The sequence below is a fragment of the Caulobacter sp. NIBR1757 genome (assembly GCF_027912495.1).
Taxonomy (GTDB): domain Bacteria; phylum Pseudomonadota; class Alphaproteobacteria; order Caulobacterales; family Caulobacteraceae; genus Caulobacter.
The window spans coordinates 3,523,860-3,550,383 of sequence record NZ_CP115463.1; the positions used below are offsets into that span (position 1 = coordinate 3,523,860).

The window sequence follows — 26,524 nt, forward strand, 5'->3', positions numbered from 1 at the left end:
CACCGGTTGGTAAAGGGCGCCGTCGCGTCAGCGGCGAACCTGCGCTAGAAGGCGGCCCATGACCCCCGAAGACGCCGAACTGCTCGAGCCCTACCACCAGGAAATCGGCCGCCTGGCCCTTGAGGCCGCCGACGAGACGGCCACCCGCCTGCTCGTTTACGCCGAGATGGACGCCGACGGCCTGACCGCCGACCTGTTCTTCGACGACCCGGAGCACCCCGACGACATCCGCTATCGCCTGTGCCCGCCGATGCTGGAGAGCATCATCGAGGCCTATTGGGACGCCGCCCGGCAGGTCGATCCGGCCGGCGAGTGGGCGACCATGGCCTATGTCATCGAGGACGGCGGCTTCCGGGTGGAGCTCAAGTACCCGGAAGAGATCGACGAGCTGCCGGACGAGGACATCAGCGACCGGCGGCCGGTGGTGGTGGCCAGCGTGTTCGGGCCGGGGCTGATCGACTACTCGCGGCCGGGGCTCTGAAGGCCTTATCGAAGCGGCCTACCATTATACAGGCTGCGCCGGGGACCAGGCGCCCCCTTTTGTCCAAGTCGCTGTTTTTGCGTGGCTTTCCCGTAGGCGCGATGTCGCCGGATGTAGATACCGGCGTAGGCGCCGCGTAGGCACGGCGTCGGGGAATGTGGGTGCGATTGAGGCAGGGTGGACCTACGGGGTCCGGCACGGCGGCCCGACGCGCCGAAAACAGCGGTGAATATGTCTAGACATATTGATCAGTCATTTGATTTTATTGATATTTTTTGCCATCCGTAGGGGCTTGCCAGTCCGGTTTGGCTGAACCACGATCAGCCAACGCTGTCGTCCTGGGGACTCTTCGATCATGACCGCCCTCTCCCGCCGGGGCCTGCTGGCCGCCGCTTCCGCGCTCGCGCTTCTGCCGCTGAAGGCCGTCGCCTCCATCCTGCCAAAGCCGCCGCCGGCCAAGCTGACCCCGGCGACCGACACCGCCTTCGGCATCAGCCTGACCGACCCCTATCGCTGGATGGAGTCGCGGGAAAAGGATCCGGACTGGGCGCCCTACATGACGGCCCAGAACGCCTATGCCCGGTCGGTGTTCGACGCCATTCCGGGGCGCGACGCCCTGGCCAGGCGCATCGCCGAGCTGACCGGCGAGATGGCGGCGACGCGGGGGCTGGCCGTCGCCGGGCCTTACGTCTTCCTCTATGAGCGGCCCGTGGGGGCCAACAGCTATCGGCTGGTGGTGCGCGAGGGGATGACCGGCGCGCCCCGGGTGCTGATCGATCCCAACACCGAAAAGCAGGACGGGGTCCATATCTCGCTCGACTGGTGGAAGCCGTCCGACGACGGCAGGCGTCTGGTCTACGGCATCAGCAAGGCCGGCAGCGAGGATAGCGTCATCCATGTGATGGAGGTGGCGACCGGCAAGGTGCTGCCCGAGCGGATCCCGCGCGCCCAGTACGCCAGCCCCGCCTGGCTGCCCGACGGCTCGGGGTTCACCTACAACCAGCTGGGCAAGGAGGGCCTGCCGCCGTCCGATCCCGAATACTTCCTGCGCAGCCGCTGCCTGCTGCACCGGCTGGGGACCGATCCGAAGACCGATACCCTGGTGTTCGGCGGGGGCTATCAGTCGGACCTGGTGGTCGCCGACAAGGAGTTCCCCTTCATCATCACGCAAGGCGGGTCGAAGTGGGCGCTGGGCGTGCTGAGCCCCGGCGTGGCGCCGGAGACCCGGATGTGGATCGCCCCGGTGTCGGACCTGGCGGCCGGCAAGCCGAAGTGGACCGAGGTCTGCAAGGCCTCCGACTATGTCGTCAACGGCTCGCTGCAGGGTGACGATCTCTACCTGCTGACCTTCAAGGACGCGCCCCGCTACAGGGTCATCAAGGTCAACGCCGGCGCGCCGGACCTGAAGACCGCCAAGGTGGTCGTGCCGCAGGGAAGCCGGGTCATCCAGAACCTGGGGGCGGCGAAGGAAGGCCTCTACATCACCGAAATGGACGGCGGGGTCGGCCGGGTGCGGCTGCTGCAGACCGACGGCAGGCTGGTCGAGGTCGCCCTGCCCATCGAGGGCACGGTGACGCCCCTGTTCAATGATCCGATGGCCGAGGGCCTGTTCGTCGCCAGCGAGAACTATGTCACCCCGCCGGCCATCTATCGCGTCGGGGCCGACGGCAAGGCGGTGGATACCAAACTGACCACGCCGCCGCCCTATGACCTGTCGGGCTTCCGCCAGACGCGGATGTTCGCCACGGCGCGGGACGGGACAAAGGTCCCGCTGACCGTCGTGCACCGGGCGGACGCGAAGAAGAGCGGCGACAACGTCGTCATGCTCGACGCCTACGGCTCCTACGGCATCAATTCCGATCCCTATTTCAGCCCGCGCCTGCTGCCCTTCGTCGAGCAGGGCGGCATCCTGGTGACGGTGCATGCCCGGGGCGGCGGGGAATATGGCCGCGAGTGGCACCTGGCCGGCCAGAAGGCGACCAAGGCCAACACCTGGCGCGACGTGATCGACAGCGCCGAATACCTGATCAAGGAGGGCTGGACGAAAGCCGGCAAGATCAGCGTCGAGGGCACCAGCGCCGGCGGCATCATGGCCACCAACTGCCTGACCGAGCGGCCCGACCTGTGGGCGGTGGTCTATAACCGGGTCGGCAGCAGCAACACCTACCGCATGAGTTTCACCCCCGGCGGCCCGGCTAACTTCGACGAGTTCGGCGATCCGGCCACGGAGGAGGGCTTCAAGGCCCTGGCCGGGATGGACGGCTATTACCGCGTCAAGGACGGGGAGATGTACCCCGCCCTGCTGGCCACTGCGGGGATGACCGACCCGCGGGTGCCGCCGTGGCAGGGGGCGAAGATCAGCGAGCGGGTGCGGGTGGCGTCATCCTCAGGCAAGCCGGTGCTGCTGCGGGTGGAGTTCGAGGCCGGGCACGGGATTGGCTCGACGCGGACGCAGGCGGACAACGAGTATGCGGACGCGTTTGCCTTCATCTTCTGGCAGTCGGGGGATGGGCGGTATCAGGTGAAATAGATCCTCCCCCATCGGGGGAGGGGGACCGCGCGAAGCGTGGTGGAGGGGGTCCCCACCGGCGGTTCAGCTTCGAGAGGTTTACCCGCCGACGTGAGCGGTGACCCCCTCCGTCAGCGGCTTCGCCGCTGCCACCTCCCCCGGTGGGGGAGGAACTGCCCCACCTCACTCGGCCGCATCACACCGCCGGTCGCGGGCCTCTCCGGTCATCAGGGTGAGCATCAGCGGCACGGGGGCGCGGGGCCCACCGGTGCTGATCATCAGGCTGTCCTGCGGCCCATCCTTTGGCGCGCACAGCACGTCGCGGCTGGCATAGGCCCCGGCCCTGAAGCGGTGGACCGACGGGGTCAGGGGGACCCGCCAGCCGGCCATGGCCGCGTCCAGCGCCGCGCGCAGCTTGGCCGGGTCGCCGGCGGTGGCGCGCACCGTGCAGCTGCGGTGGCCAGTGGGGGTCTCGCCCAGGATGACGTCCAGCCGGGCGCTGCCCACCCACCAGACCCGCGCTCCGCCCGAGAAGCCGGCCCCGCCCCTGTTCTCGACGATGCCCTGCCGGTCGGTCAGCGCCTCGACGGTCCCCTCGCCCTTCACCCAGGGAAAGCAGAGCTCCTTCATGGCGAAGTCGATGTCGGGGGTGAGGAGGTTGGGCTTGCGCTTGGGGTCCGGCTGGCCGGCCGGGGCGAAGGCGGCCAGGGCCAGGGTGGCGATAGCCAGGGTGAGGGGGATCAGGCGGCTGGGCATGGGGTCCTCGCGGTCAGCTAGGGGCGGCCGGGGCGGTGAAGGCGGCGTAAAATTGCCAGGCCAGGAAGGCCAGGACCAGGACCGCGACGGCGGCGTGGATGATGCGCAGGGCGGTCTGCAGCCGGACCACGCCGGGATGGCGTTCGGCGTCGAACCGCACGCGATAGATCATCTGGCCGACGGTGACCCCGCGATGCTCCGGCTGCCACAGGCCCCAGCGCAGGCGCCGGGGCAGGCCCAGGCTACCCGGGATCTTGTCGACCTGGGCCATCATCACGACGGACAGGATCAGGGCCAGGGCGGTCAGCACCGCGAAGGCGACGAAGCCGATCAGGAAGACCGGCGGCACGACCACGGCAACGTTGGTCATGGTGCCGCCTCCAAGCCAAACCGCGCACGCAGCACCGCCAGCGCGGGGTGCGCCTCGTCCGTCGTCTCGGCCCAGGCCAGAAGCCTCTCACGGCCAACCCGCCGGTCGGCGGCGCGCAGGATGTCGGTCAGTTCCCAGCCGTCATTCTCGAAGGGTTCGAACAGGCGGTCCCGGTCCCGGTCGAGGTAGTCGCGGAGGAGGTTGCCGATCCTGTAGCCGCCGTTGGGATTGGCGATATTGACGCCATAGAGCGGCGCGCCACGGCTCGGCCGATCCGGCAGGAACTGACCGGGAAAGTCCCAGATGATGGTCTTGTTCAGCCGGATCCAGTGACGCGAATGGCCTTCCGGCGCGCCGTTGTGATGCTGGGCCTTATAGCGCGTGGCGTGAATGGCCAGCCCGAGTTTGGGGACCCACAGGTCCTCGACCCGCGACTTCAGTTTGCTCCAGGGCCCGCTCACCTAAAGCTCGCTCGCCACGTCTCGGTCTCCAGCCGCACCGCCCCCTCCAGCGGCGGCGTCAGCTCGAACATACGGGGGCCGCGCGTGAAGTCATAGACCCGGGCGAGGCGGAACTCATCGGCCTGCTCGCGGGCGAAAGCCTCTTCGTTGCGGGTCAGGAAGAAGGGGGTGGTGGCGACGCCGGTGGTGGTCTTGACCTCGATAAGGCGGCGGCGGCCGTCCGGCTCGAAGGAGAGGATGTCGTAGCCCGCCCCGTCGCCGTCGACATCGGCCACCCAGCGGACGGCGTCGGCGAGGCCGTGGGCGCCGTGGTCGGCCAGCCGGCGGCGCTCGGCGTGCAGCACCAGTTCCTCCCCGGCCCGGCCGAGCGCGCGGTTGCGGAAGTCGCGCTCCACGGGGTCGAACTTGCGGACCAGCCGCTCCAGGCCCTCGGGGCGGGGCTTGCGGGGGTGGAGCAGCAGGGGCGGCGGGGGCTCGACGAACAGGATGGGGGCTTCCGCCGCCTGCGGCCAGTCGGAGGCGGCGGGAGCCTGGGCGGCGGCCAGCACGGCGGGGTTGGCGGTCAGGTAGCGCTCGATGGCCGGGAAGATGGCGGCCTGGTAGTTGTCCATCGGCCGGTAGCCGCGAATGCGCGGCAGGGCCAGCTCCTGCTCCAGTACCGCCGAGATGTTCATGAACTTGAACTCGACGGAGCGGTGCGAGCGGCCGGTCAGGGCCATGAGGCGTTCGGCGTGGCGGGCTTTGACGTAGGGAGCGCCGGACTGCTCCAGCGCGAGCATGGCGAAGTACTCGGCGACGATCAGGTCGAGTTCGTCGTCGCGCCAGGGGGAGTTGGGGGGGGCGGGAGTTCGCAGCTCTTTTTACTCACCCGCTGCCAAGCCGGATCACAGCCGGCTTTGCCGTGTCAGCTGGCGTCATCGTCTGGGATGTCTGGTGCAATGGCGAAAACAGCTTGCGTGATAGAGATTAGAATAAGGACATTCCAAAACAGCAAAAACAACGCCATGCCGTTGAAAAACGCTTGCCAAGGAACAGGCGGATTCAGGCCCGCCTTCAAGAACACCAGGCACACAGCGAGAGACAGAAGAAGTATTAAAAAATAGGCCGCCTGCCTAATTCCTGCTCGCGTCTTTTGGAATCCACGCCGCCCCCGACGCTCCTCTATTTTGTTCAACTCAAGATGCAGGGCGGAAGTCGACGCAAGTGTAATCGATACAATTACCGAAAGGATAGCTAGGAGTTCATGGTTGACGAAATTCTTAAGGAACAAATTTCGGTCGGAGAGGATGTCAGGTGAAACTAGTGAGGCGACACAAACGACGCCAACGAAAACTACCAAACAGCAATAGGCGATCGTCCTAGTCATTTAGGAAAACATATCTTAGCGCGCGAGCAATTCGCGATCTCAAAGACACAGGCGTTTCTGCCTCACCAATAGGATCCTCCGGAACCCTAACACGTGTCGCCGTCCGGTCGGAATTGAAATCATCGTGCCTTGCCCGCGCTTTGATATTCCCACCCCCGCGAGTGGTATAGTTTACCGTTTGCTCCACCCTCTTGGTGTGCAAATTCAAGCCTTCATTGCTCTCAATCTTTAGAGATGCGCTTTTCGCATTCTCATACTTCTTTAGATCATTGGCCTCCTTATCCATGTCGTCCACGATTCCGAACATGTTCGGGGCCAAGAACTCGAATGTGACAGAAACGACCTGTCCCTCGTTCTTCTGCACGAAGTCCCAAAAGCTACTGGCGGCCGTGATTGGCTTCACCTCGATGGCGTAGGGTCCCAATTGCCCGTTTATGTGACGGATCAGAGAACTGAAGATCGGAAATGGCTTGGCCACTCCAGTCCCAAACTCCACTGCCACCTTTTGGCCGTCCTCATGAGCTCGAGGGTCAAGCAGCACAGCTACCGCCTTCCAGCGGTCTCTAACGGTGTCTTCGAGCCCGTGATCTGGAGGCTCATTTTCCAGAACCCTACTGAGAAGACCGATCCGGCCCGCGACAAACGGGGCTGGGATTTCATCCAGCGTGGGGACGAAGTGATACTTCCGGCCCTTATAGTCGAATTCAATCGACCTTCCGAAGACGTCGCGAAGCCAAGTCTCGCGTGAAAGCGGCTTGCCGCTTACGATAGCTTCTGGTGCCGCCATATTGCCCAGTGGCCAAAGCGACAGCCGCATCATTTCTAAATTCAACTTAGCTCCCCCTCTGGTTGCGACCTTGCGCGGCGACCGGCAAGAACGCAACGCTAGAGTAGTGGCCAAGCAGCTTTGTTGACCGTTGGCCTCAGTGCACCCGCGCCTTCCCGATCTCCAGCGCGCCCTCCCCGGCCCGCACCTGGATGACGCTGCCGTCCTCCAGCTCGCCGGCCAGGAGCTTCTTCGCAATCGGGTCCACGAGGTCCTTCTGGATCACCCGCTTCAGCGGCCGCGCCCCGTACACCGGGTCGTAGCCTTTCTCCGCCAGCCAGTGCAGGGCGCCGTCGTCGAGGGCGATGGCCATGCGCCGGTCGGCCAGCAGCTTTTCCACCCGGGCCAGCTGGATGCGGACGATGCTGCCCATGTCGGCCCGGGCCAGCCGCTTGAAGAGGATGATCTCGTCGATGCGGTTGAGGAACTCGGGGCGGAAGTTGCGGCGGACGACGTCCATCACCTGCGGGCGCACCGCTTCGGTGTCCTCGCCCTCGGCCTGGTTCGCCAGGTACTCGGCGCCCATGTTCGAGGTCATGATGATCAGGGTGTTGCGGAAGTCGACCGTGCGGCCCTGGCCGTCGGTCAGCCGGCCGTCATCGAGCACCTGCAGCAGCACGTTGAAGACGTCCGGGTGGGCCTTTTCGATCTCGTCGAACAGCACGACCTGGTAGGGCCGGCGGCGGACACTTTCGGTCAGGGCGCCGCCCTCGTCGTAGCCGACGTAGCCGGGAGGCGCGCCGATCATGCGGCTGACGCTGTGCTTTTCCATGTACTCGCTCATGTCGAGGCGGGTGACCGCCGCCTCGTCGGTGAACAGGTATTCGGCCAGGGCCTTGGTCAGCTCGGTCTTGCCGACGCCCGTGGGGCCGAGGAACAGGAAGCTGCCGATCGGGCGTTGCGGATCCTTGAGGCCGGCGCGGGCCCGGCGGACGGCGTCGGAGACGGCGACCAAAGCCTCCTCCTGGCCGACGACGCGGCCGCGCAGGCCGTCCTCCATCTTCAGCAGCTTCTCGCGCTCGCCCTCCAGCATCTTCTCGACCGGAACGCCGGTCCAGCGGCTGACCACGGCGGCGATCTGGGCGTCGTCGACGACCTCGGGGGCGACGTCGGGTTGGGCCGCGTCCTTGGCCTCTTCCTCGGCCAGGCGTTTTTCGAGGGCGGGGATTTCGCCATAGGCGATCTCCGAGGCGCGTTGCAGGTCGCCGCGGCGCTGGGCGGCGATCAGCTCGGCCTTCAGGCGTTCGAGGGCTTCGCGCGACTGAGCCTCGGCCCCGCGCATGTCCTTCTCGGCCTTCCATTTGGCGGTCATTTCGTCGGAGCGGTGTTGCAGGTCGTCGATCTCGACCTCCAGGTTCTCCAGGCGGGCCTTGGAGGCGTTGTCCGTCTCCTTCTGCAGGGCGACGCGCTCGATCTTCAGCTGCACCAGGCGGCGGTCGATCTCGTCCAGCTCCTCGGGCTTGCTGTCGACGGCCATGCGCACGCGGCTGCCGGCCTCGTCCATCAGGTCGATGGCCTTGTCGGGCAGGAAGCGGTCGGTGATGTAGCGGTTCGACAGGGTGGCGGCGGCGACGATGGCGCCGTCGGTGATCCGCACGCCGTGGTGCAGCTCGTACTTCTCCTTCAGGCCGCGCAGGATGGAGACGGTGTCCTCGACCGTCGGCTCCTCCACGAAGACCGGCTGGAAGCGGCGGGCGAGCGCCGCGTCCTTCTCGACGTGCTTGCGGTATTCATCCAGCGTGGTGGCGCCGACGCAGTGCAGTTCGCCCCGCGCCAAGGCGGGTTTGAGCAGGTTGGAGGCATCCATGGCGCCGTCGGCCTTGCCGGCCCCGACCAGGGTGTGCATCTCGTCGATGAAGAGGACGATGCCGCCCTCGGCCGCGGTGACCTCGTTGAGCACGGCCTTCAGCCGTTCCTCGAATTCGCCGCGGTATTTCGCGCCGGCGATCAGGGCGCCCATGTCGAGGCTGAGGAGCTTCTTGTCCTTCAGGCTTTCGGGGACGTCGCCGTTGACCATGCGGATGGCCAGGCCTTCGACGATGGCGGTCTTGCCGACGCCGGGTTCGCCGATGAGGACGGGGTTGTTCTTGGTGCGGCGGGCCAGCACCTGGATGGTGCGGCGGATCTCCTCGTCGCGGCCGATGACCGGGTCGAGCTTCTGGTCGCGGGCGGCCTGGGTCAGGTCGCGGGCGTAGCGCTTGAGGGCGTCGTAGCCTTCCTCGGCGCTGGCGCTGTCGGCGGTGCGGCCCTTGCGCAGCTCGTCGGCGGCCTTGCTCAGCTTTTTCTCGTCTGCGCCGGCGGCCTTCAGCGCCGTGGCGGCGTCGGCGCCCTCCTTGGCGATCGCGATCAGCAGGCGTTCGGTGGTGACGAAGCTGTCGCCGGCGGCCTTGGCGCCCTCTTCGGCGGCGGCGAAGACGCGGGCGGTCTCCGGCTTCATGTAGAGCTGGCCGCTGCCGCCCTCGACCTTGGGCATTTTGGCGAGGTTGGCCTCGACCGCCTGGTCGGCGACGTCGGGCTTGCCGCCGGCGCTCTGGATCAGGGCGCGGGAGAGGCCGTCCTTTTCCTCAAGCAGGACTTTCAGCAGATGGTCGGGGGTGAGGTGCTGGTGGCGGCGGGCCAGGGCCAGCGACTGGGCGGACTGCACGGCCTGTTTGGCGCGGTCGGAGTAGAGGTCGATGTTCAAGGCGGTATCCCCTGTAGCGGCGGAGTTGGCCCGTTGCCTCGAAGGAGCACAACCGGCGTGAGCCACAGATAAGTGTGGCGAATGAGCCACACAAGGACATGGATCAAATTGTTGGGGACGGGCGAATAGATCCTCCTCCGGCGCGAAGCGGCGGGGGAGGGGGACCGCCGCCGCGACTTAGCGGCGGGGGTGGAGGGGGCAGCGCCGGCGGATGGGGCTGGCCGCGTTCTGGCGCGAGCGGCGATGACGGTGTTCAGGGTCATCACCGGTCGCCGGCGCTGCCCCCTCCACCACCGGCCCTGAGTCGGGCCGGCGGTCCCCCTCCCCCGTCAGGCCTTCGGCCTGCCGAAGGAGGATTTAGCTACTTCTGATCCGCGTACAGCTTCACGACTTCGAACAAGAACGTCCGGCTGTCATACAGGCTCTTCACCCGGACGCGTTCGTTCAGCCCGTGGGTGCCGCCGCCGTCGGGGTCGAAGAACAGGCCGGAGAGGCCGTAGCTGGGGGTGCCGGCGGCGGAGGTGAAGCGGCTGTCGGTGGCGCCGGTGCTCATGGCCGGAATGATCGGCACGCCGGGCCAGATTTTGGCGGCGACCTTGCGGGCCGGGCCGAGCACCGTCTCGTCGAGCGGCGGGGCGACGGCCTTGGGGCTGGGGGCGGCGGCCAGCTTGAACTTGACGCCCGCATCGCCGCCGACGCGTTCCAGGTCTTTCAGCACCTCCAGCGGATCGACGCCCGGCAGGATGCGGCAGTTGACGTTGGCCGTCGCTCTCTGGGGAAGGGCGTTGGGCGCATGGCCGGCGGCGGCCATGGTCGGCACGCAGGTGGTGCGCATCATGCTGTTGCGGCCGCGATCCTTGACGATGATGGCCTCGGCGGCCTTGTCGTTGGGGTCCTTGAGGATGGCCAGCAGGGCGGCGGCGATGGCGGGGTCGGACTCCAGCTTGGCCGAGCCTTCGAAGTTCTGGCGGACGCTGTCGTTGATGGCGATCGGGAAGTCATGGTCGCCGATGTTGGCCAGCACCTTGGACAGGCGAACGATGGCATTGTCCTTGAAGGGCCGGCTGGAGTGGCCGCCGGGGTTGGTGATCTCCAGCGTGTAGTCCTGGTAGACCTTCTCGCCGGCCTGGATGGCGAGATAGAGGGGCTTGCCATCAGCGTCGAGGCGGGCGGCGGCGCCCTCGTTGAGCACCATGCCGGCGGCCAGGGCATTCGGGTGGGTCTTCAGCAGCCATTCGACGCCGTTGAAGGTGTCGGCGGTCTCCTCGCCGCAGGTCAGGGCCAGCTTGATGTCGCGGCGGGGTTTGTAGCCGGCTTCCTTGTAGCGGATCATGCTGTCGGTGAAGATCGAGGCCATGGCTTTGTCGTCGCTGGCGCCCCGGGCGTAGAAATACTCGCCTTCCTCGATGAGGGTGAAGGGATCGCGCTCCCAGTCGGCCCGGTTGGCCTCGACCACGTCGATGTGGGCCAGCAGCAGGATGGGTTTGGCCTTGGCGTCCTTGCCGTGCAGGGTGGCGATGAGGTTGCCGTCCTTGGGCCGGCCTTCGGGGACCAGGAGCTGGACATCGGCGTCGGGATAGCCGGCGGCTTTCAGGCGCGCCGCCATACGCTCGGCGGCCAGGGTGCAGCTGCCGACCGACAGGGTGGTGTTGGTCTCCACAAGCTCCTTGTAGAGGCCCTTGAAGCGGACGAGGTCGGGGGAGAGCGTCTCCTGCGCCTGGGCCGCGCCGGCGGCGAGGGTCAGGGCCAGAACGGCGGCAAGGGTACGGATGGACATGGAGGCTCCCCGGGAACGGATGGGGGAGCCTATGGGCGCATTCGGGACCGGGCAACCGGCGTCGGCTATTTCTTCAGCTCCAGGACGTCGAGCTTCGATTCCTGCTTCGGGAACGGCACGACCAGGCGCCAGCGATCCGCGCCGATGCGTTCGAAGACGCCGACCTGGTCGCGTTCGGGCATCTGGCCGTAGGTCGGGAAGCCCTTCTCGTCCATGCCCCAGGCCTGGGCGCCGATGAAGATCAGGCGATTGGGGTCGGCGGCGTCGGGATAGAGCAGGCCGCGGGTGCGCTGGCTGCCGGTGGTCTTGGTCAGGATCAGGTCGCCGCCCGGGGTCAGCTCGACGCTGCATTTGAACCAGGGGTATTCGACGTAAGCCAGGCCCTTGCCGTCCATCGAGCCGACCTTGATCGTCCGGCAGCGGTAGGTCCCGGGGCCCGGCTGCAGGTTGCCGGGCAAGGCGGCCCGGGGCACCAGCAGCATGCCCTTGGCGTCGATCATCGCGCCGTACTCGACGTCGGCTTCCTTCAGGGCCGAGGTCCAGGCGGTGTCTAGGCGGGCGATACGGTCCTGGTCTTCGGCATTCGCCACCTTGCGCCACTGGTCCGTACCGCCCTGCTCGCCGGCGGCGGGGGTGGTGACGGCGTCGACGGCGGCGCCGGCCGAGGCGATGGCGGCGTCGGACGGGCTGGCCTGGGCCTCGGGAACCGGGGCCGGCCCGGAGGTTTCCTCGGCCTTGCGCTCACAGGCGGTCAGGGCGAGGGCCAGCACGGCCAGCGAGGGGAGAAGGGGGCGCATCATGGGCTAACGGTGAGGCGCCCCGCCGGTTTCGTCAAAGGCGCTCGCTTGTCAGACCCTGTCGCGGAACGGATCGGCCGGGAAGACGCCGAGAATCTCGATGCGATCGGTGAAGAAGGCCAGCTCCTCCAGGGCCAGGGCCAGGCCCCGGTCCTCGGGACGGCCATCGACCTCGGCGTAGAAGAAGGTGGCGGTGAAGGCGCCGCCCTCCATGTAGCTTTCCAGCTTGGTCATGTTGACGCCGTTGGTCGCGAAACCGCCCATCGCCTTGTAGAGGGCGGCCGGCAGGTTCTTCACCCGGAAGCAGAATGCGGTGATGCAGCGCTCGGTGAAGGACGGGGCCGGCGGGCTCTTGTCGGCGGTCATCACCAGGAAGCGGGTGGTGTTGTGGCGCTCGTCCTCGATGTCCCTGGCGAGAATATCGAGGCCGTAGATCTCAGCGGCCAGGGCCGGAGCGATGGCGGCCCTGGTCGGATCGGGATGCAGGGCCAGCGCCCGGGCGGCGCCGGCGGTGTCGCCGACGGCCTCGGTCTCGACGCCCAGCTTCTTGAGCGACTTGCGGCACTGGTGCAGGGCGATGGCCATGCTGGAGACGGTTTTCACCTCGTCCAGCTTGACGCCCTTGTTGGCCATCAGCTGGAAGCGGATCGGCTTGAAGCGCTCGCCGATGATCTTCAGGCCGCTGGAGGGCAGCAGGTGGTGCACGTCGGCGACGCGGCCGGCGATGGAGTTCTCGACCGGGATCATGCCCAGGGCGCAGACGCCGCTGCTGACCGCTTCGAAGGCTTCTTCGAATGTGGGGTACGGGGCGGCTTCATAGCCGGGGAAATAGTCGCGGCAGGCCTCATGGCTGTTGGCGCCGGGGGCGCCCTGGAAGGCGATCTTCTTGAGCATGGTGATTCAGACAGTCTTTGCGTGAGCCCGGGCGGCTTCGAGGTCGGCCGGGTTATCGACGGAGATGGGCGCGGCCTCTGCGATGGACGCCCAATAGCTCAGCCCCATTTCGAGGCCGCGCAGTTGTTCCAGCTTCTCGCGCCGCTCCAGGGCCGAAGGCGGCGCGCTGTTAAATCGCTCCAGCGCGGCGCGGCGGTAGCCGTAGATGCCGATGTGGCGCCAGACGGGGCCGTCGCCGTAGAGGGTGGAGCGAGTGAAGTAGAGGGCGCGGCCGGACCTGCCGTCGGCTTCGAGGGCGAGGATGGCCTTCACCACATCGGGGTTGGACCGGTCGGCTTCCGAGGCTTCGGCGGCGACGACGGTGGCGACATCGCAGGTCGGCTGGGCGGCCATGAGGTTCGCGCAGGCGCTGAGCACGCTGGGCTCGACGAAGGGCATGTCGCCCTGCAGGTTGATGACCGCGTCATGCTTGCCGTCGGGGTCGAGGGCGTGCAGGGCGGCCTGGATGCGGTCGGAACCGCTGGGCAGGGCCGGGTCGGTCAGCACCGCCTGGCCGCCGGCGGCGCGCACCGCGTCGACGATCGCCTGGTCGCCGGCGGCGACAGCCACGGGGCCGATATCGGCCTTCTCCGCCTGGCGCAGAACCCGCACGATCATGGCCACGCCGCCGATGTCGGCGAGCGGCTTGTCGGGCAACCGGGTGGCGGCCATGCGGGCGGGGATCAGAACAATGGGTTTCATCGGCTCAGAATGGTGTTCCGGCGGCGGGCGCGCTTGCGAAGGCGGCGGTAGCGTGTCAGAGACGCTCGCGCAACAAGAGCCGGGATTCTGCAAGGGTTCCGGGGGACACAAACCTACGAGTTCGATGCGAACATGAGCGACCTGACGTTCAATAAAATCGCCGCCGGCGTGCTGATTGCCGGCCTTGCAGTCTTCGGTCTGCGGGAAGTCAGCGGCATGGTGTTCGACAAGCACGAGCTGGAGAAAGACAAGTACGGCTACGCCGTCGCCGTGGCCGAGTCGGCCGAAGGCGGTGCGGCCGCCGAGGTCGCTCCCGACTGGGGCACGGTCATCCCGGCCACCGACCCGGCGCTCGGCGCCGCCGTCTCGGCCAAGTGCAGCAGCTGCCACACCTTCACGGCCGGCGGCGCCAACGGCACCGGCCCCAACCTCTACGGCACCATGGGCAAGGTCCCCGGCACCCATCCGGGCTTCGCCTATTCCGACGCCATGAAGACCTTCGGGGCCGGCAAGACCTGGACCTGGGACGAGCTGGACCAGTTCCTCAAAGCCCCGCAGAAGCACGTCGCCGGCACCAAGATGACCTTCGTCGGCCTGAAGAAGCAGGAAGACCGCATCGCCATGCTGTCCTACTTGCACAGCCTGGGCTCGACCCTGGCCATCCCGGCGCCGAAGCCGGCCGCCGCCCCTGCCGAGGCGCCCGCTGCCGAAGGCGCGCCGACCGCGACGGGCACGACCCCCGACCCCAAGACCGCTCCGGGTGGCGCGACCCAGGCTCCGGCCACCGCCGAACCGGCCAAGCCGGCCCAATAGGGCTCGACAGCCAGACCGGTCAGACGGGTCCTGCTTCGGCGGGGCCCGTTTTTCTTTGCGGCGAAGCAGCGGTAGTGTTTCCTCCCATCGGGGAAATCGCATGCGCCTGTTCCTGTTCGCCGCCCTGGCGGCCGCCATCGCTCTGCCGGCCGGTTGGGCCCTGCCCGCCGCCGCCCAGCAACTGGCCGATGCCGACGCCGATCTGAGGGTGGCCGCGCCCGCCTTCGCCGCCGGGACCGGTCCACGCCTGGTCATCGACGGTGGCCACCACAACTTCCATACCGTCGATGGCCGTTTCGCCCCCTTCGCGGCGGTGGTGCGCAACGACGGCTTCCAGGTTTCCGGCTCGACGACGCCGCTGACGGCGGAGAGCCTCAGGGATGTCCAGGTGCTGGTCATCGCCAACGCCCTGGACGCCTCCAACGACAAGGGCCGCTGGACCCTGCCGACGCCGTCGGCCTTGAAGCCGGAGGAAATCGCGGCGGTAAAGACCTGGGTCGAGGGCGGTGGCGGCCTGCTGCTGATCGCCGACCATATGCCCTTCGCCGGCGCGGCCCAGGATCTGGCCCAGGCCTTCGGCTTTTCTTTCTCCAACGGCTTCGTCCAACGGGACGCGCCCAAGAGGCCCGACATCTTCAGCAAGGCCGACGGGACCCTGAAGGCCGATGTCGTCACCGAGGGCATCGACAGCCTTCGCACCTTCACCGGCTCGGCCTTCACGGCACCGGCCGGCGCCCGGCCGATCCTGGTGCTGCCGAAGGGGTATGTCTCCCGGGAGACGCGGGTCGCCTGGGAGTTCGATCACGACACCACCATCGTCGATGTCGAGGGCCAGCTGCAGGGCGCGGTGATGACGGTGGGCAGGGGCCGCATCGCCGTCTTCGGCGAGGGCGCCATGTTCAGCGCCCAGGTGGCCGGGCCGGACAGGAGGCGGATGGGCTTCAACGCTCCCGACGCGCCGAACAACAAGCCCTTCTTCCTGCGGCTGGTCCGCTGGCTGGCCGGCGCCCTTCCCGCCGCATGACCAATACTGCCGACCGCATCCGCGCCTTCATCGCCGGCCTCAAGCGGCTATCGACCCTGCGCATCGTGCTGAGCAATGCCGTGCCGATCGTCTGCGTCATCCTGTTCGGCTGGCCGGCCGGGGTGCTGCTGCTGTTGTACTGGTGCGAGAACGTCATCATCGGGGCGGTCAATGCCCTGAAGATCGCGGTCAGCGGCGCGGCCCTGGGGCCGCCCGGCTGGATCGTCAACGCCTTCCTGCTCCCCTTCTTCGTGGTCCACTACGGACTGTTCTGCTTCGTGCACGGCATCTTCGTGCTGGTCATCGGGGCTGTCGGCGAGCATCGAATGCCGGCCTTCGATCCCTCGCCTGTCGGCCTGTTCCACGTCGTCGAGACTCTGGCCCGGCGTGAACAAGGCTTCTTCTGGAGCCTGGTGGTAATCGCCGGGCTGCAGTTGCTGAGCTTCGTCGCCGACTGGCTGGCCAGGGGCCGCTACCGCGACACCAACCCCATGACCCTGATGTTCGAGCCCTACGGCCGGATCATCGTGCTGCACTTGGCGATCATGGTCGGGATGATCCCGGTGCTCATCCTCGGCGGGCCCGTCTGGGCCCTGGTCGGGCTGGCGATCATGAAGACGCTGTTCGAGTTGGGCAGGCTGGGCCGGTTCCAGCCGGATGAGGCCACCCTGGCCAAATCGAACGCGGCCTTCGAAGAGCTGCGCCAGAAGCTTCAGAGCCGGCGATAGGCGGTCGGCTGTCCGCTGCCGACCGCGTCGATGCGGACAATGGCCTCGGCGAGGGGCTCGATGACGGTGGCCATGTGGTGGCCGTTGGCGTGCACCATGTGGTCCGCGTCGAGCATCATGCCGACGTGGCCCTTCCAGAAGACAAGGTCGCCGCGCGCCAGGGCGGCGGGATCGACGGAACGGCCCAGCTTCGCCTGCATGTCGGTATCGCGCGGGCAGGCCATGCCGCAGGCGTTGAGCGCCTGCTGGACCAGGCCCGAGCAGTCGAGGCCAAGGCTCTCGCGGCCGCCCCAGAGGTAGGGGGCGCCGACAAAGCGTTGCGCCACAGCGGCCGGGTCGGTCTCGAAGCCCGATCCGATGGGCGCCAGGTGGTCGGCCATGAACCAGCCGGACCGGGCCACGCGCGCAAAGCGGCCGTCCGTCTCCTCGACAGTGACCAGGGTGTTCATAGAATAGAGGCCGACGGGGGTCGTCTTGATGTTGGCCTGGCCGAAGGCATAGGTGCGCAGAGCCCTGACCCGGTGGGTCGGCGCGCGCGGCGGGCCGCTTAGGGCTTCCGACGGGACCCAGCCGACGTAGCCGTCGCGGGCGGCCTGACCGAAGCTGTAGCCGTCCTTTTCGAGCAGGACGTCGAAGCGCTCGCCGAACAGCAGGCGGCTTTCCTGTTCCGCGTCATCGGCCGGATGGCGGCGCAAGGATGCGGCCGGGGCGCTGACCTGCATGGCGGTCGGATCGATGTAGGTTTCGGCCGGAACCACGCCCTCGAGAATGCGGGCGGCCAAACCCTCATGGATCAGCGTCAGGCGGCGGTCGACGCTCATCCGAAGCGGTCCTGAAGCACCTTGAACAGGGCGCGGATGGCCTGCGCCTCGGCGCCGGTGGGCCAGCCGGGGCGGCCCTTGGGGTTCCAGGCGAAGATGTCGAAATGCACCCAGCTGCCGGTCGTCGGGGCGAAGCGCTTGAGGAAGAGCGCGGCGGTCACCGAGCCGGCCTGGGCCCAGCCGTCAGGGTCGTTCTTTAGGTCGGCGACGTCGCCATCGAGGGCTTCCTCGTAGCCGGCCCACAGCGGCATGCGCCAGAGTGGGTCGCGGACCGCCAGGGCGGCGGCGGCGAGGTCATCAGCCAGGGCATCGTCGTCGGTGAAGAAGGGGATGACCTGGGGACCGAGCGCGATGCGGGCGGCGCCGGTCAGGGTGGCCAGGTCGATGGTCAGGACCGGCGACAGCTCCTGGGCCCGGGTCAGGGCGTCCGACAGGATCAGCCGGCCCTCGGCGTCGGTATTGCCGACCTCGACGGTCAGGCCCTTCCGGGTGTTGAGCACATCGCCCGGACGCATGGCGTCGCCGCTGATGGCGTTCTCGACGGCGGGGACGATGATGGCCAGCCGGATCGGCAGCTTCGCGTCCATGACCATGCGGCCCAGGGCCAGGGCGTGGGCGGCGCCGCCCATGTCCTTCTTCATGTTGCGCATGCCGGCGCTGGGTTTGATGTCCAGCCCGCCGGTATCGAAGGTGACACCCTTGCCGACAATGGCGACCAGGGGCGCGTCGGGTCCGGCGCCGCTCCAGCTGATCTCGATGATGCGCGGATCGCGGCCGGGGCCGGCGGCGCGGCCGACAGCGTGGACGCTGGGGTAGCCGTCGGTCAGCAGTTCGTCGCCGGTCGAGACGGTGATGCCGGCGCCGTGCTGTTCGGCGATCTCGCGGGCGATGGTCTCGAGCTGCAGCGGGCCCATGTCGCCGGCCGGGGTGTTGACCATGTCGCGGGCCAGGGCGCAGGCGTGGGCGATGGACCTGACCGCGGCCAGATCGGCGCCCCCGGCGACCAGGCGGGGGCCGGGCTCGCGGGCGGCGCGGTAGCGGTCGAAGCGGTAGCCACCCATCGCGAACGCCAGGGCGACATCGGTGGCGCCCAGCCCCTCGGGAGCCGGCGACAGCGCGTAGTCACCGGCCGGCAGGCGGGCGGAAAGGCCCCGGAACACCGTGGCGTCGCCGCCGGCGCCCAGGCCGAACAGCACCTCCGCGATCTCGCCCTCCGCGTCGTGGACCAGCAGCAGTTGGCCGGACCTGGCCTTGAAGCCACCGATCTCGGCGAGCCGCGCCAGGGCGGCCGGGCGGTCGCTGAGCAGCGCCGGCCAGGCCTCGGTCGTCACGGCGAGGACGGGGATGGCGCGGCCATCGGAAGCGGCGATCACGGGGTCGGTCATGGGACGGAGACCTTAAGGAACATGCTTAACGATTCCTTGAGCCGGGGCGGCGAGACTGCGGGTCCGAAACTCTGGCCAAGGGTCTGCTTCCCATGTGTCCCAAGCGCGTCCTCGCCGCAACCGTTCTGATCCCCGCCGTCCTCATGATGGCCAGCCCCGCGGCGGCCTGGCCGTTCGGCGGCAAGAAGGAAGCTGCGGCGCCCGCCGCCGCCCCGGCCCCCGCCGCTCAAGCCCCCGTGCAGCCGGCCGCCGCCAGGACGCCAGCCCCGACCAAGGCGACACCCGCTCAGCGCGCCGAAGCCCGCCGCTACGAGCCGCTGGCCGCCGCCGCCTTCTGGGGCCGCGAGGTCGAACTGGATCCGCGCGACGTCGAGGCCAGCATCGCCCTGTCGCAATCGCTGCGGACCATGGGCCGCTTCCAGGACGCCGCCGACACCATCCAGGCCGCCCTGATCGTCGATCCGGGCAACCTCAACGCCCTGCTGGAAATCTCACGCGCCTGGATCGGCATGAACCAGGGCTTCTACGCCATCGACCCGGCCCGCAAGGCCGCGGCCCTGGCCCCGCGCGACTGGCGCCCGGTCGGCCTCCTCGCGGTGGCCTACGAGCAGGCCCAGCGCGATGACGAGGCCCTGGCCGCCCACCGTCAGGCCGTCGCCCTGGCCCCCGACGAGCCCGGCGCCCTGTCCAACTACGCCATGTTCCAGGCCGCCCGCGGCGATCTGGCCGGCGCGGAGGGCCTGCTCCGCCGCGCCGTCGCCAGCCCGCGCGCCACCGCAAGGATCCGCCAGAACCTGGCCCTGGTGGTCGGCCTGCAGGGCCGCCTGCCGGAGGCCGAGCGTCTGGCTCGCCAGGACCTGCCGCCCGAGATGGTGGCCAGCAACCTGGCCTGGCTGAAGGCGGCCCTGGCGCAAGGGTCGCCGGCCCCGGCCAGCGGTCGCAGCTACCAGTCGATCACCGGCGGCGGCGGGCGCTAACCGCAAGGTCGGCGACGGGGCGCAAGGTCAGCGCATGGCCGCCAGGGCGTGCTGGGCGATGAGCGTGTCGGCCAGACCGTGCGGGTTGCGGACGCCGTAGTTCTCGGTGGTGACCACCACCACCGCCCTCAGGTCCGGAACCACCACCACCTTGTTGCCGCCTGTGCCGGCCATGGCGAAGGCGGCGTGCGGCTTGCCGGCCACCTCGTAGGTCGGCAGCCAGGTCAGATAGCCGTAGTCGCCTCGCCCGTCGCCGACGCTGGCGTGGGGCGTGGTCATGGCCTTGACCCAGGCGGCGGGCAGCACCTGACGGCCCTGCCATTTGCCGCCGTCGAGCAGCAGCTGGCCGAGTTTGAGGAGGTCGCGGCTGCGAAGGCCGAGGCCGCCGCCGCCCTGGGCCAGGCCAAGGGGCGAGAACTGCCATTGCTCACCGTCGATACCGAGCGGGGCAAACAATGCCGTATGGGCGAAGGTGGGCAGGGGTTGGCCGGTGGCCGACTGCACCACGGCGCCCAGGGTCGAGACGCCGGCCGTGCAGTAGCTGAAGGCGCGGCCGTAGGGCGAGGCCTCCGGGCGCGGAAGCCAGGCGGGGAAACCGCGCACCGGCAGGTCCAGGGCGAACTTCACCCAGTTCTCGATCAGATACATCCGCTCCTCGTTGCCGCGCGAGAAGCTGTTGTCGTCGTCACACTCGAGGATCGAGCTCATGGTCAGCAGATCTTCGACGGTGATCGCCGCCTTGCGCGGATCAGGGTTGTCGAAGGGACCATATGACGCCAACAGCGGCATGACCGGCGTCTGGGCGTCCTTGAGATCCCCCCGGGCGATGGCGGCGCCGACCAGCATGGCGGTGACCGTCTTGGTCACCGAGCGGGTGTTGCGGCGTAGTTCCGGACCGCCCTTGTCGTAGTAGCGTTCGTGGACCAGCTTGCCGTCGCGGGCGATCAGCACGCTGGTGATCTTCTGGAAGGTCCCGGCCTCCACCGCCTTGTCCATCGCCGCAAGGCCTTCGGCGGAGACCGCCGCCGCCTCCGGCGTCGCCGTGGGCCAGTCAGCGGGCGCGGCGACGGCCTGGCCGCCAAGGAAGGCTGAAAGGGTCAGGGCGATGATCAGGATACGGGCCATGGAGCCTCCGTGGAACAGGGCGTCCGAATGCCACGACCGGGACCGGACGTCTTGAACAGATGAAACATCATGCCCGGCCGAAGGCCTCACGGTAGCGGGCCGGAGTAACGGCAAAGGCGGACAGAAACGCGCGGGTCAGGTGGCTCTGGTCGGCATAGCCAGCCGCCTGGGCGGCGTCCGCGGGGACGGCGCCGGCCGCCAGCAGGGCGGCGGCGGCATCGGCGCGGCGCTGGCGGATGGCCGCGCCCGGCGACTGGTCGAAATGGCGGCGATAGCGGCGGGCCAGGTGGACGGGGTGCACGCCCGCCTCGGCGGCGATGGCCCGGACCTCCAGCCCGGGCCTGCAGCAAAGATCGGCGATCGCCTCGTCGGCGCGCAGCAGCCAGCCCGGTACGGCGGCGGAACGGTCTTCCTCGACCGTGACGCAGGCGGCGAGGTCGAGAGCCAGGGATTCAGCCGCCAGGGCGGCGCCGGACGCCGCCCGGATGCAGGTCCCGACCAGTCGCCGGGCCAGCCGGCCGGCCTCCACCGAGCGCAGCAGGCTGGGCGCGTCCGTGATCGACGGCGGCAGGGCTGGCGTGCTGATGGCCAGGAACCCACCTCCCGCCTCGTCGAAACAGTCACGATGCTCGACGCCCGGCGGATTGTAGATCAACGCCCCCCGGCGCAGGGCGCCCCGGTCCGCCAGGCTGCGATAACCGTCGGCCAGGGTGAAGATGAAGTGGCCTTCGTCGTGGCTATGCTCCTCCACCGCCTCGGGAGGTAGGGTGGCGGTGCGCAGATCGACCTGGAAGCCGCCGGCCTCGACGGACCGAGACAGGGAACCGAGGAAGACGCCATAGGCCAACCGATCCTCGGACAAGGGCGTCTCTCCAGGCGCGCCGGTCCCAGGTGACCGCCGTCGGGCGACCCTAGCGCGGTTGCGCCGCTCGCGGCGAGGACTGATGCCTACTGCTTGGCCATGATGTCCTGCACCCGGATGATCGCGGGACCAAGGATCACCACGAACAGCACCGGCAGGAAGAACAGGATCATCGGCACGGTCAGCTTGGCCGGCAGGGCGGCGGCCTTCTTTTCGGCGGCGGAGAGACGCAGTTCGCGGTTCTCCTTGGCCATGACGCGCAGGGCGGCGCCGAGCGGAGTGCCGTAGCGCTCGGCCTGGATCATGGCGGTGACCACCGACTTGACGCCGGGATGGTTGGTCCGCTTGGCCAGGCCCTCATAGGCCTGGCGGCGCTCGGGCAGATAGCTGAGCTCGGCGGTCAGCAGGCTGAGTTCCTCGGCCAGTTCGATGGAGGTCGAGCCGACCTCCTGGCTGACCTTCATGATCGCCGCCTCGATCGACATGCCGCTCTCGACGCAGATCAGCAGCAGGTCGAGGCTGTCGGGGAAGGCGGCGACGATGCTCTCGCGGCGCTTGGAGGCGATGTTGGAGATGTAGATGTTGGGGGCGTAGTAGCCGATCAGCAGGGCGGCGAAACAGGCGGCGAACTTCTGCATTGGCTGCAGGCCGAAGTCGTTGACCACGAACAGGTAGAAGGCCACCAGGATGGCGAAAACAAACGGCATCACGAAGCGGAAGAAGTAGAAAGTCGAGATCGGGCGCGGGCCCCGGAAGCCGGCTTGAGCCAGCTTCTCGACGACCTTGGGATCCTCCAGCAGGCGGCTCAGCTGCAGCCGCTCGACGACGTTCTTGTAGAGCCCCTCGTCGGTGTGGCGCAGGCTGGAGGTGGTCTGCGCGCCCTTGTTAGCCAGAGCCGCGCGGTTTCGCTTTCGCAGTTCCTCGCGCCGGTTGGCGACGGACTTCAGCCGCCCCTCCAGCTTGTCGCCCTTCAGCATCGGCGAAACGAGGGTGACGATGGTCGCGAAGGTGATCGCCGCCACGAAGGCGGTGAGGATGTTGTCCGGATCGGTCAGGATGTTGACGAGGCTCATCTGTGCTCCCCGTCAGAACTTGAAGTTGATCATCTTGCGCATCACGAAGATGCCGCAACTCATCCAGAACGCCGCGCCCATCAGCATCAGGTGGCCGCGGGGATCGGTGAACATCGGTGTCATGTAGCTGGGCTGGGTGACGCTGATCAGCACGACGACACCGGGCGGCAGGGCGCCGATGATGAAGCTGGAGGCGATGGCTTCCGACGACAGGGCCTTGATCTTCTCGCGCATCAGCTTGCGGGCCCGGAGCACCTGGGAGAGGTTGTTGAGCGCCTCGGCCAGGTTGCCGCCTGTCTTCTGCTGGATGGCCAGGACGATGGCGAAGAAGCGCAGCTCGCTGGTCGGCATGCGCTGGAACATCTTCTCCAGCGCGTCGCTGATGGCGATGCCGACGCCGACGTTGTCGACGAGGGTGCGGAATTCGCCGGCCAGGGGCTCGGGACTCTCGCGGCCGATGATCTTGAGGCAGTCATGGACCGGCAGGCCGGACTTGATGCCGCGGACGATGATGTCGATGGCGTCGGAGAAATGCTCGGTGAATTTCTTGATGCGGCGCTTGGACAGGAAGTTGATCACCCAGCGCGGCAGGCCAAACGCCGCCGCGAAGCCGGCCGGCAGGGCGATCAGCGGATTGCGCTGGAACAGCAGGACGGCCGTGAAGGCGATGACGCCGACGACGCCGCTGACGATCCAGAAGACCTTGACGTTGCCCTTCAAGCCCGCCTGCAGCATCTTGGATTGCAGATTGAAAGTGGCCTTCTTCTGCTGCTTTTCCTGATCCTTCAGGGTCTTGAGAATCTGCTTGCGGCGAGCTTCCGGCGTGTTGGCGGCGGCGCGAGCGACGGCCTTGCGGTCGGCGTTGGTGCGCGGGCCGCCGGAAACCAGGGCCTGGGCCCGCTTGGTAACCTTGTTGGAACCGCCGCCGGCGAACGCGAAACCCAGGCCGGCGATGGTCACGAAGGCCAGCAAGGCGATGAGGAGGGTGATCAGCATCGTCGTTATTCCGATGCGTCCAGGGCCTCGGCCAGTTCACGCTCCAGGCCGTAGTAGCGGGCGCGATCCCAGAAGCGCGGCCGGGCGATGCCGGTCGAGCGGTGCTTGCCGATGATCTTGCCGGCCTCGTCCTCGCCGGTCATCTCGTAGACCAGCAGGTCCTGGGTGACGATGACGTCGCCTTCCAGGCCGACGACCTCGGTGACATGGGTGATGCGGCGTGAACCGTCGCGCAGGCGGGCGGCCTGGATGATGACGTCGACCGACCCGACGATCATCTCGCGGATGGTCTTCGACGGCAGGCCGTAACCGCCCATGGTGATCATCGATTCCAGACGACTGATGGCTTCGCGCGGGCTGTTGCTGTGCAGGGTGCCCATCGAGCCGTCGTGGCCGGTGTTCATCGCCTGCAGCAGGTCGAAGGCTTCCGGGCCGCGGACTTCGCCGACGATGATCCGCTCGGGACGCATCCGCAGGCAGTTCTTGACCAGGTCCCGCATGGTGATCTGGCCGCTGCCCTCGAGGTTGGGCGGCCGGGTTTCCAGACGCACCACGTGCGGCTGCTGCAGCTGTAGTTCGGCCGCGTCCTCGCAGGTGATGACCCGCTCGGTCGGGTCGATGAAGGCGGTCATGGTGTTGAGCAGGGTGGTCTTGCCCGAACCCGTACCGCCGGAGATGAGGACGTTGCAGCGGCAGGCGCCGATGACGCCGAGCACGCGGGCCCCTTCAGGACTGACGGACTTCCAGTCCACCAGGTCCTTCATGGTCAGCTTGTCTTTCTTGAACTTCCGGATGGTCAGCGTCGGGCCGTCCAGCGCCAGAGGCGGGGCGATGACGTTGACCCGGGAGCCGTCGGGCAGGCGGGCGTCACAGATGGGCGAGCTTTCGTCGACCCGGCGGCCGACCTGGCTGACGATCCGCTGGCAGATGTTCATCAGCTGGGCGTTGTCGCGGAAGCGGACGTTGGTCAGCTGCACCTTGCCGCCGACTTCGATGAACACCCGGCCAGCGCCGTTGACCATGATGTCGGCGATGTCGTCGCGGGCCAGCAGCGGCTCGAGCGGACCGTAGCCGAGGACATCGTTGATGATGTCCTGGACCAGCATCTCGGTCTCGGCGATCGACATCGAGACGTTCTTGATCGCCACCAGTTCGGCGACGATGTCCTTGATCTCGGCCGCCGCCGCGGTGGTGTCGAGCTGGGCCAGCTGGCTCAGGTCGATGGTGTTCAGCAGGGCGTTGAAGATCGTCGTCTTGGTGGCGTGATAGTAGTCGCTCTGCTCACGGACGATCTCGGTCGCCGGAGCCTGCGCCTCCTTCAGCTTGTTCATCACGTCGTTGCTGCGCAGGGCGGCGGCGGACTGCGGCTTTACGCCAGGAACGGGAGGACTGACGGGCGGGCCGCCCGGGCGGGTGCTCTGGTTGGGGGCGGCGCCTTGCGGTCGCGTGGCGGCGGGCGCGCCGGTGGCGGCGGGCGGCGGGGCCGGTCTGGCGGGCGCCGGGGCGCCGTCGGATGCACGCTTGCCGAACACCTATTTCTTCCTGAACAGGCCCGAGAGCGACGAGGTCTTCTTGGGGGCCGGCGGTTCTCGCCGACTGATCAGCTGGGCCAGGGACTCGATATCGGCGGCGGCCTTCGACCTGGGCGCGCTCTCGATAATCATCTGGCCGTTGTTGGCGGCCTGGCCGAAGGTCTTGGCGTCGAAGCCGATGATCATCGACGGGGCCACGCCGAGGGCGTCGCCGAAGTCCTTGGCCGGGATCTCCGGGCGGCCGGGCAGGCCGACCTGGTTGAGAACCAGCCGGGGCGGGTTGTCGTTGGGGCGGGCCTGGCGGACCAGGTCGACCATGTTCTTGGCGTTGCGCAGCGAGGCGAGGTCCGGCGTCGCGACGATGACCAGATCGTCGGAGGCGATCAGCATCTTGCGCGTCCAGCTGTTCCAGCCGTGCGGCAGGTCGAGGACGACGAAGGGGGCGGCGGCGCGGATCTTCTGCGTCACCTCCTCATAGGCGTCGCTGGAGATGTCGTAGTCGCTGTCCAGCGTGGCCGGCGCGGCGAACAGGCTGAGCCGGTCGGTGCAGCGGGCCATCATCCGGTCCATGAGGACGGGATCGAGACGGTCAGGCTGGCCCAACGCGTCCATCACCCCCTGCAGCGGGTCGTGGTTGAAGTTGAGACCGGCGGTGCCGAAGGCCAGATCGTAGTCGACCAGCACGGTGCCGGCCTGCATCCGCTCGGAGATGGTCCAGGCGATGTTGTGGGCGATCGTCGAGGCGCCGGACCCGCCGCGCGCGCCGACGAAGGCGATCTGACGGCCGAGGAAGGGCTGGGACGGATCGGCATAGAGGCCGCCGATGGCGCGGATGATCTGCAGCGGCTGCAGCGGCGGCACCAGGTACTCACTGACCCCGCGCCGCATCAGCTCGCGATAGAGGGCGATGTCATTGGCCGAGCCGATGACCATGACCTTGGTGCCGGGATCGCAGACCTCGGCCAGGCGGTCGAGCAGGGCGATCATCTGCGGGGCCGGGTCGAGGCTCTCGACGATGACCAGGCTGGGGGTCGGCTGGTTCTGGTAGTGCTCGACGGCGGCGGCCAGGCCGCCGGCCCGCACGACGGTCGAGGCCCGCGACAGGCGACGATCGGCGCTGGCCCGCTCGACCAGTTCGGCCGTGTCTGTGCGGGCGCAGAAGACATTGATGGTGATGCGCGGCACCGGCGCCTCGCCGAGCGAGGCCTCGGCGCCGGCGATCATGTCATGGACGGGGTTGTAGGCGGGGGACGCTGCCATTCTTGGATACTCGGGCTCGTCGTTCGGACGGGCGGGGGGGAAATCGGCGAACGGGTCGCGCTCGCCGCCATGCGAACCGGCGGCCGCGAACGGATCGGGCGCGAAGGGATCGGCCGCGAACGGATCGGCGGCCTGCGGCGCGATGGAGCCGACCGGCGAGCCGAGGTCGGCCCAGGGGTCGGCGGCCGGCGCCATCGACGGCGTGGCGAAGTCGTCGTCGGCGTCGAAGCCCAGGTCGAAAGGATCGTCAGCGGGACGGGCGTTCAT

General features: G+C 68.2%; 25 protein-coding genes. 6 read left to right on the plus strand and 19 right to left on the minus strand.

Features of this window, described 5'->3' with window-relative positions; translation table 11 throughout:
* Window positions 1-58: 58 nt before the first annotated feature.
* Window positions 59-481 (plus strand): hypothetical protein, encoded by a 423-nt coding sequence (locus O5I81_RS17040; protein ID WP_271066056.1) that lies wholly within the window; start codon window positions 59-61, stop codon window positions 479-481.
* Between the two features lie 355 nt (window positions 482-836).
* Complete coding sequence (locus O5I81_RS17045; protein ID WP_271066057.1) at window positions 837-3,011, plus strand: prolyl oligopeptidase family serine peptidase; 2,175 nt, start codon at window positions 837-839, stop codon at window positions 3,009-3,011.
* A gap of 162 nt (window positions 3,012-3,173) precedes the next feature.
* On the opposite strand, the gene O5I81_RS17050 is transcribed toward O5I81_RS17045, so the two are convergent.
* The 11 genes from O5I81_RS17050 to O5I81_RS17100 form a co-directional block, all read right to left on the minus strand.
* A complete protein-coding gene (locus O5I81_RS17050) occupies window positions 3,174-3,746 on the minus strand; it encodes a hypothetical protein (RefSeq protein ID WP_271066058.1) in 573 nt (190 codons plus the stop codon).
* 13 nt (window positions 3,747-3,759) lie between these two features.
* Complete coding sequence (locus O5I81_RS17055) at window positions 3,760-4,116, minus strand: hypothetical protein (RefSeq protein ID WP_271066059.1); 357 nt, start codon at window positions 4,114-4,116, stop codon at window positions 3,760-3,762.
* Window positions 4,113-4,577: a hypothetical protein gene (locus O5I81_RS17060; protein ID WP_271066060.1), complete on the minus strand. Its 465-nt coding sequence runs from the start codon at window positions 4,575-4,577 to the stop codon at window positions 4,113-4,115. Before O5I81_RS17060 ends, O5I81_RS17055 begins: the two co-directional genes overlap by 4 nt.
* Window positions 4,574-5,356: a DUF3883 domain-containing protein gene (locus O5I81_RS17065; protein ID WP_271066061.1), complete on the minus strand. Its 783-nt coding sequence runs from the start codon at window positions 5,354-5,356 to the stop codon at window positions 4,574-4,576. Before O5I81_RS17065 ends, O5I81_RS17060 begins: the two co-directional genes overlap by 4 nt.
* A 125-nt stretch (window positions 5,357-5,481) precedes the next feature.
* Window positions 5,482-5,943, minus strand: coding sequence for a hypothetical protein (locus O5I81_RS17070; RefSeq protein ID WP_271066062.1), 462 nt, complete (start codon window positions 5,941-5,943; stop codon window positions 5,482-5,484).
* Window positions 5,936-6,763, minus strand: a complete 828-nt coding sequence (locus tag O5I81_RS17075) for a hypothetical protein (protein ID WP_271066063.1) — start codon at window positions 6,761-6,763, stop codon at window positions 5,936-5,938. The genes O5I81_RS17070 and O5I81_RS17075 overlap by 8 nt, the downstream gene beginning before the upstream one ends.
* 103 nt (window positions 6,764-6,866) lie before the next feature.
* On the minus strand, window positions 6,867-9,452 hold the full coding sequence (gene clpB / locus O5I81_RS17080; protein ID WP_271066064.1) for an ATP-dependent chaperone ClpB: 2,586 nt from the start codon (window positions 9,450-9,452) through the stop codon (window positions 6,867-6,869).
* Window positions 9,453-9,813: 361 nt separating this feature from the next.
* The gene (locus O5I81_RS17085) at window positions 9,814-11,229 is read right to left on the minus strand and encodes a M20/M25/M40 family metallo-hydrolase (protein ID WP_271066065.1); all 1,416 of its coding nucleotides are present in this window, start codon (window positions 11,227-11,229) and stop codon (window positions 9,814-9,816) included.
* A gap of 65 nt (window positions 11,230-11,294) precedes the next feature.
* The gene (locus O5I81_RS17090; protein ID WP_271066066.1) at window positions 11,295-12,026 is read right to left on the minus strand and encodes a DUF4893 domain-containing protein; all 732 of its coding nucleotides are present in this window, start codon (window positions 12,024-12,026) and stop codon (window positions 11,295-11,297) included.
* Between the two features lie 51 nt (window positions 12,027-12,077).
* A complete protein-coding gene (locus O5I81_RS17095) occupies window positions 12,078-12,926 on the minus strand; it encodes a prephenate dehydratase (protein WP_271069049.1) in 849 nt (282 codons plus the stop codon).
* Window positions 12,927-13,661 carry a 3-deoxy-manno-octulosonate cytidylyltransferase gene (locus tag O5I81_RS17100; RefSeq protein ID WP_271066067.1) on the minus strand — a complete coding sequence of 245 codons (735 nt, stop codon included), beginning with the start codon at window positions 13,659-13,661 and terminating at the stop codon, window positions 12,927-12,929.
* A 132-nt stretch (window positions 13,662-13,793) separates the two neighbouring features.
* Here O5I81_RS17100 and O5I81_RS17105 point away from each other — a divergent pair, with 132 nt between their 5' ends.
* The 3 genes from O5I81_RS17105 (at window position 13,794) to O5I81_RS17115 (ending at window position 16,226) form a co-directional block, all read left to right on the plus strand.
* A complete protein-coding gene (locus O5I81_RS17105; RefSeq protein ID WP_271066068.1) occupies window positions 13,794-14,474 on the plus strand; it encodes a cytochrome c family protein in 681 nt (226 codons plus the stop codon).
* A gap of 100 nt (window positions 14,475-14,574) precedes the next feature.
* Window positions 14,575-15,498, plus strand: a complete 924-nt coding sequence (locus O5I81_RS17110; RefSeq protein ID WP_271066069.1) for a DUF4350 domain-containing protein — start codon at window positions 14,575-14,577, stop codon at window positions 15,496-15,498.
* Window positions 15,495-16,226 (plus strand): DUF6498-containing protein, encoded by a 732-nt coding sequence (locus O5I81_RS17115; RefSeq protein WP_271066070.1) that lies wholly within the window; start codon window positions 15,495-15,497, stop codon window positions 16,224-16,226. The genes O5I81_RS17110 and O5I81_RS17115 overlap by 4 nt, the downstream gene beginning before the upstream one ends.
* Here O5I81_RS17115 and O5I81_RS17120 read toward each other — a convergent pair.
* Entirely contained in the window at window positions 16,211-17,047 is an 837-nt protein-coding gene (locus tag O5I81_RS17120; RefSeq protein ID WP_271066071.1) for an NlpC/P60 family protein, read from the minus strand. The genes O5I81_RS17115 and O5I81_RS17120 overlap by 16 nt on opposite strands.
* Complete coding sequence (locus O5I81_RS17125) at window positions 17,044-18,432, minus strand: leucyl aminopeptidase family protein (RefSeq protein WP_271066072.1); 1,389 nt, start codon at window positions 18,430-18,432, stop codon at window positions 17,044-17,046. Before O5I81_RS17125 ends, O5I81_RS17120 begins: the two co-directional genes overlap by 4 nt.
* Window positions 18,433-18,524: 92 nt before the next feature.
* Here O5I81_RS17125 and O5I81_RS17130 point away from each other — a divergent pair, with 92 nt between their 5' ends.
* Window positions 18,525-19,409, plus strand: a complete 885-nt coding sequence (locus O5I81_RS17130) for a pilus assembly protein TadD (protein ID WP_271066073.1) — start codon at window positions 18,525-18,527, stop codon at window positions 19,407-19,409.
* 27 nt (window positions 19,410-19,436) lie between these two features.
* Here the strand turns inward: O5I81_RS17130 and O5I81_RS17135 are convergent, their stop codons facing one another.
* From O5I81_RS17135 to O5I81_RS17160, 6 genes are all read right to left on the minus strand, one after another.
* On the minus strand, window positions 19,437-20,534 hold the full coding sequence (locus O5I81_RS17135; protein ID WP_271066074.1) for a serine hydrolase: 1,098 nt from the start codon (window positions 20,532-20,534) through the stop codon (window positions 19,437-19,439).
* Between the two features lie 67 nt (window positions 20,535-20,601).
* Entirely contained in the window at window positions 20,602-21,396 is a 795-nt protein-coding gene (locus O5I81_RS17140) for a helix-turn-helix domain-containing protein (RefSeq protein ID WP_271066075.1), read from the minus strand.
* Window positions 21,397-21,482: 86 nt separating this feature from the next.
* Window positions 21,483-22,469, minus strand: coding sequence for a type II secretion system F family protein (locus O5I81_RS17145; protein ID WP_271066076.1), 987 nt, complete (start codon window positions 22,467-22,469; stop codon window positions 21,483-21,485).
* A gap of 12 nt (window positions 22,470-22,481) precedes the next feature.
* Window positions 22,482-23,462, minus strand: coding sequence for a type II secretion system F family protein (locus O5I81_RS17150; protein ID WP_271069050.1), 981 nt, complete (start codon window positions 23,460-23,462; stop codon window positions 22,482-22,484).
* An 8-nt stretch (window positions 23,463-23,470) separates the two neighbouring features.
* Window positions 23,471-24,997 (minus strand): CpaF family protein, encoded by a 1,527-nt coding sequence (locus O5I81_RS17155; RefSeq protein ID WP_271066077.1) that lies wholly within the window; start codon window positions 24,995-24,997, stop codon window positions 23,471-23,473.
* Window positions 24,998-26,524: a CpaE family protein gene (locus tag O5I81_RS17160; RefSeq protein ID WP_271066078.1), complete on the minus strand. Its 1,527-nt coding sequence runs from the start codon at window positions 26,522-26,524 to the stop codon at window positions 24,998-25,000.

What these genes read in the sequence shown, in the direction of transcription:
- O5I81_RS17125 (WP_271066072.1), bottom strand. Translation starts at nt 18,432, where the DNA reads ATGACCGACCCCGTGATCGCCGCTTCCGATGGCCGCGCCATCCCCGTC.
- O5I81_RS17115 (WP_271066070.1), top strand. Translation starts at nt 15,495, where the DNA reads ATGACCAATACTGCCGACCGCATCCGCGCCTTCATCGCCGGCCTCAAG.
- O5I81_RS17045 (WP_271066057.1), top strand. Translation starts at nt 837, where the DNA reads ATGACCGCCCTCTCCCGCCGGGGCCTGCTGGCCGCCGCTTCCGCGCTC.
- O5I81_RS17145 (WP_271066076.1), bottom strand. Translation starts at nt 22,469, where the DNA reads ATGAGCCTCGTCAACATCCTGACCGATCCGGACAACATCCTCACCGCC.
- O5I81_RS17070 (WP_271066062.1), bottom strand. Translation starts at nt 5,943, where the DNA reads ATGACTAGGACGATCGCCTATTGCTGTTTGGTAGTTTTCGTTGGCGTC.
- O5I81_RS17135 (WP_271066074.1), bottom strand. Translation starts at nt 20,534, where the DNA reads ATGGCCCGTATCCTGATCATCGCCCTGACCCTTTCAGCCTTCCTTGGC.
- O5I81_RS17100 (WP_271066067.1), bottom strand. Translation starts at nt 13,661, where the DNA reads ATGAAACCCATTGTTCTGATCCCCGCCCGCATGGCCGCCACCCGGTTG.
- O5I81_RS17160 (WP_271066078.1), bottom strand. Translation starts at nt 26,524, where the DNA reads ATGAACGCCCGTCCCGCTGACGATCCTTTCGACCTGGGCTTCGACGCC.
- O5I81_RS17065 (WP_271066061.1), bottom strand. Translation starts at nt 5,356, where the DNA reads ATGCTCGCGCTGGAGCAGTCCGGCGCTCCCTACGTCAAAGCCCGCCAC.
- O5I81_RS17085 (WP_271066065.1), bottom strand. Translation starts at nt 11,229, where the DNA reads ATGTCCATCCGTACCCTTGCCGCCGTTCTGGCCCTGACCCTCGCCGCC.
- O5I81_RS17105 (WP_271066068.1), top strand. Translation starts at nt 13,794, where the DNA reads ATGAGCGACCTGACGTTCAATAAAATCGCCGCCGGCGTGCTGATTGCC.
- O5I81_RS17110 (WP_271066069.1), top strand. Translation starts at nt 14,575, where the DNA reads ATGCGCCTGTTCCTGTTCGCCGCCCTGGCGGCCGCCATCGCTCTGCCG.
- O5I81_RS17130 (WP_271066073.1), top strand. Translation starts at nt 18,525, where the DNA reads ATGTGTCCCAAGCGCGTCCTCGCCGCAACCGTTCTGATCCCCGCCGTC.
- O5I81_RS17120 (WP_271066071.1), bottom strand. Translation starts at nt 17,047, where the DNA reads ATGAGCGTCGACCGCCGCCTGACGCTGATCCATGAGGGTTTGGCCGCC.
- O5I81_RS17075 (WP_271066063.1), bottom strand. Translation starts at nt 6,763, where the DNA reads ATGATGCGGCTGTCGCTTTGGCCACTGGGCAATATGGCGGCACCAGAA.
- O5I81_RS17040 (WP_271066056.1), top strand. Translation starts at nt 59, where the DNA reads ATGACCCCCGAAGACGCCGAACTGCTCGAGCCCTACCACCAGGAAATC.
- O5I81_RS17050 (WP_271066058.1), bottom strand. Translation starts at nt 3,746, where the DNA reads ATGCCCAGCCGCCTGATCCCCCTCACCCTGGCTATCGCCACCCTGGCC.
- O5I81_RS17090 (WP_271066066.1), bottom strand. Translation starts at nt 12,026, where the DNA reads ATGCGCCCCCTTCTCCCCTCGCTGGCCGTGCTGGCCCTCGCCCTGACC.
- O5I81_RS17055 (WP_271066059.1), bottom strand. Translation starts at nt 4,116, where the DNA reads ATGACCAACGTTGCCGTGGTCGTGCCGCCGGTCTTCCTGATCGGCTTC.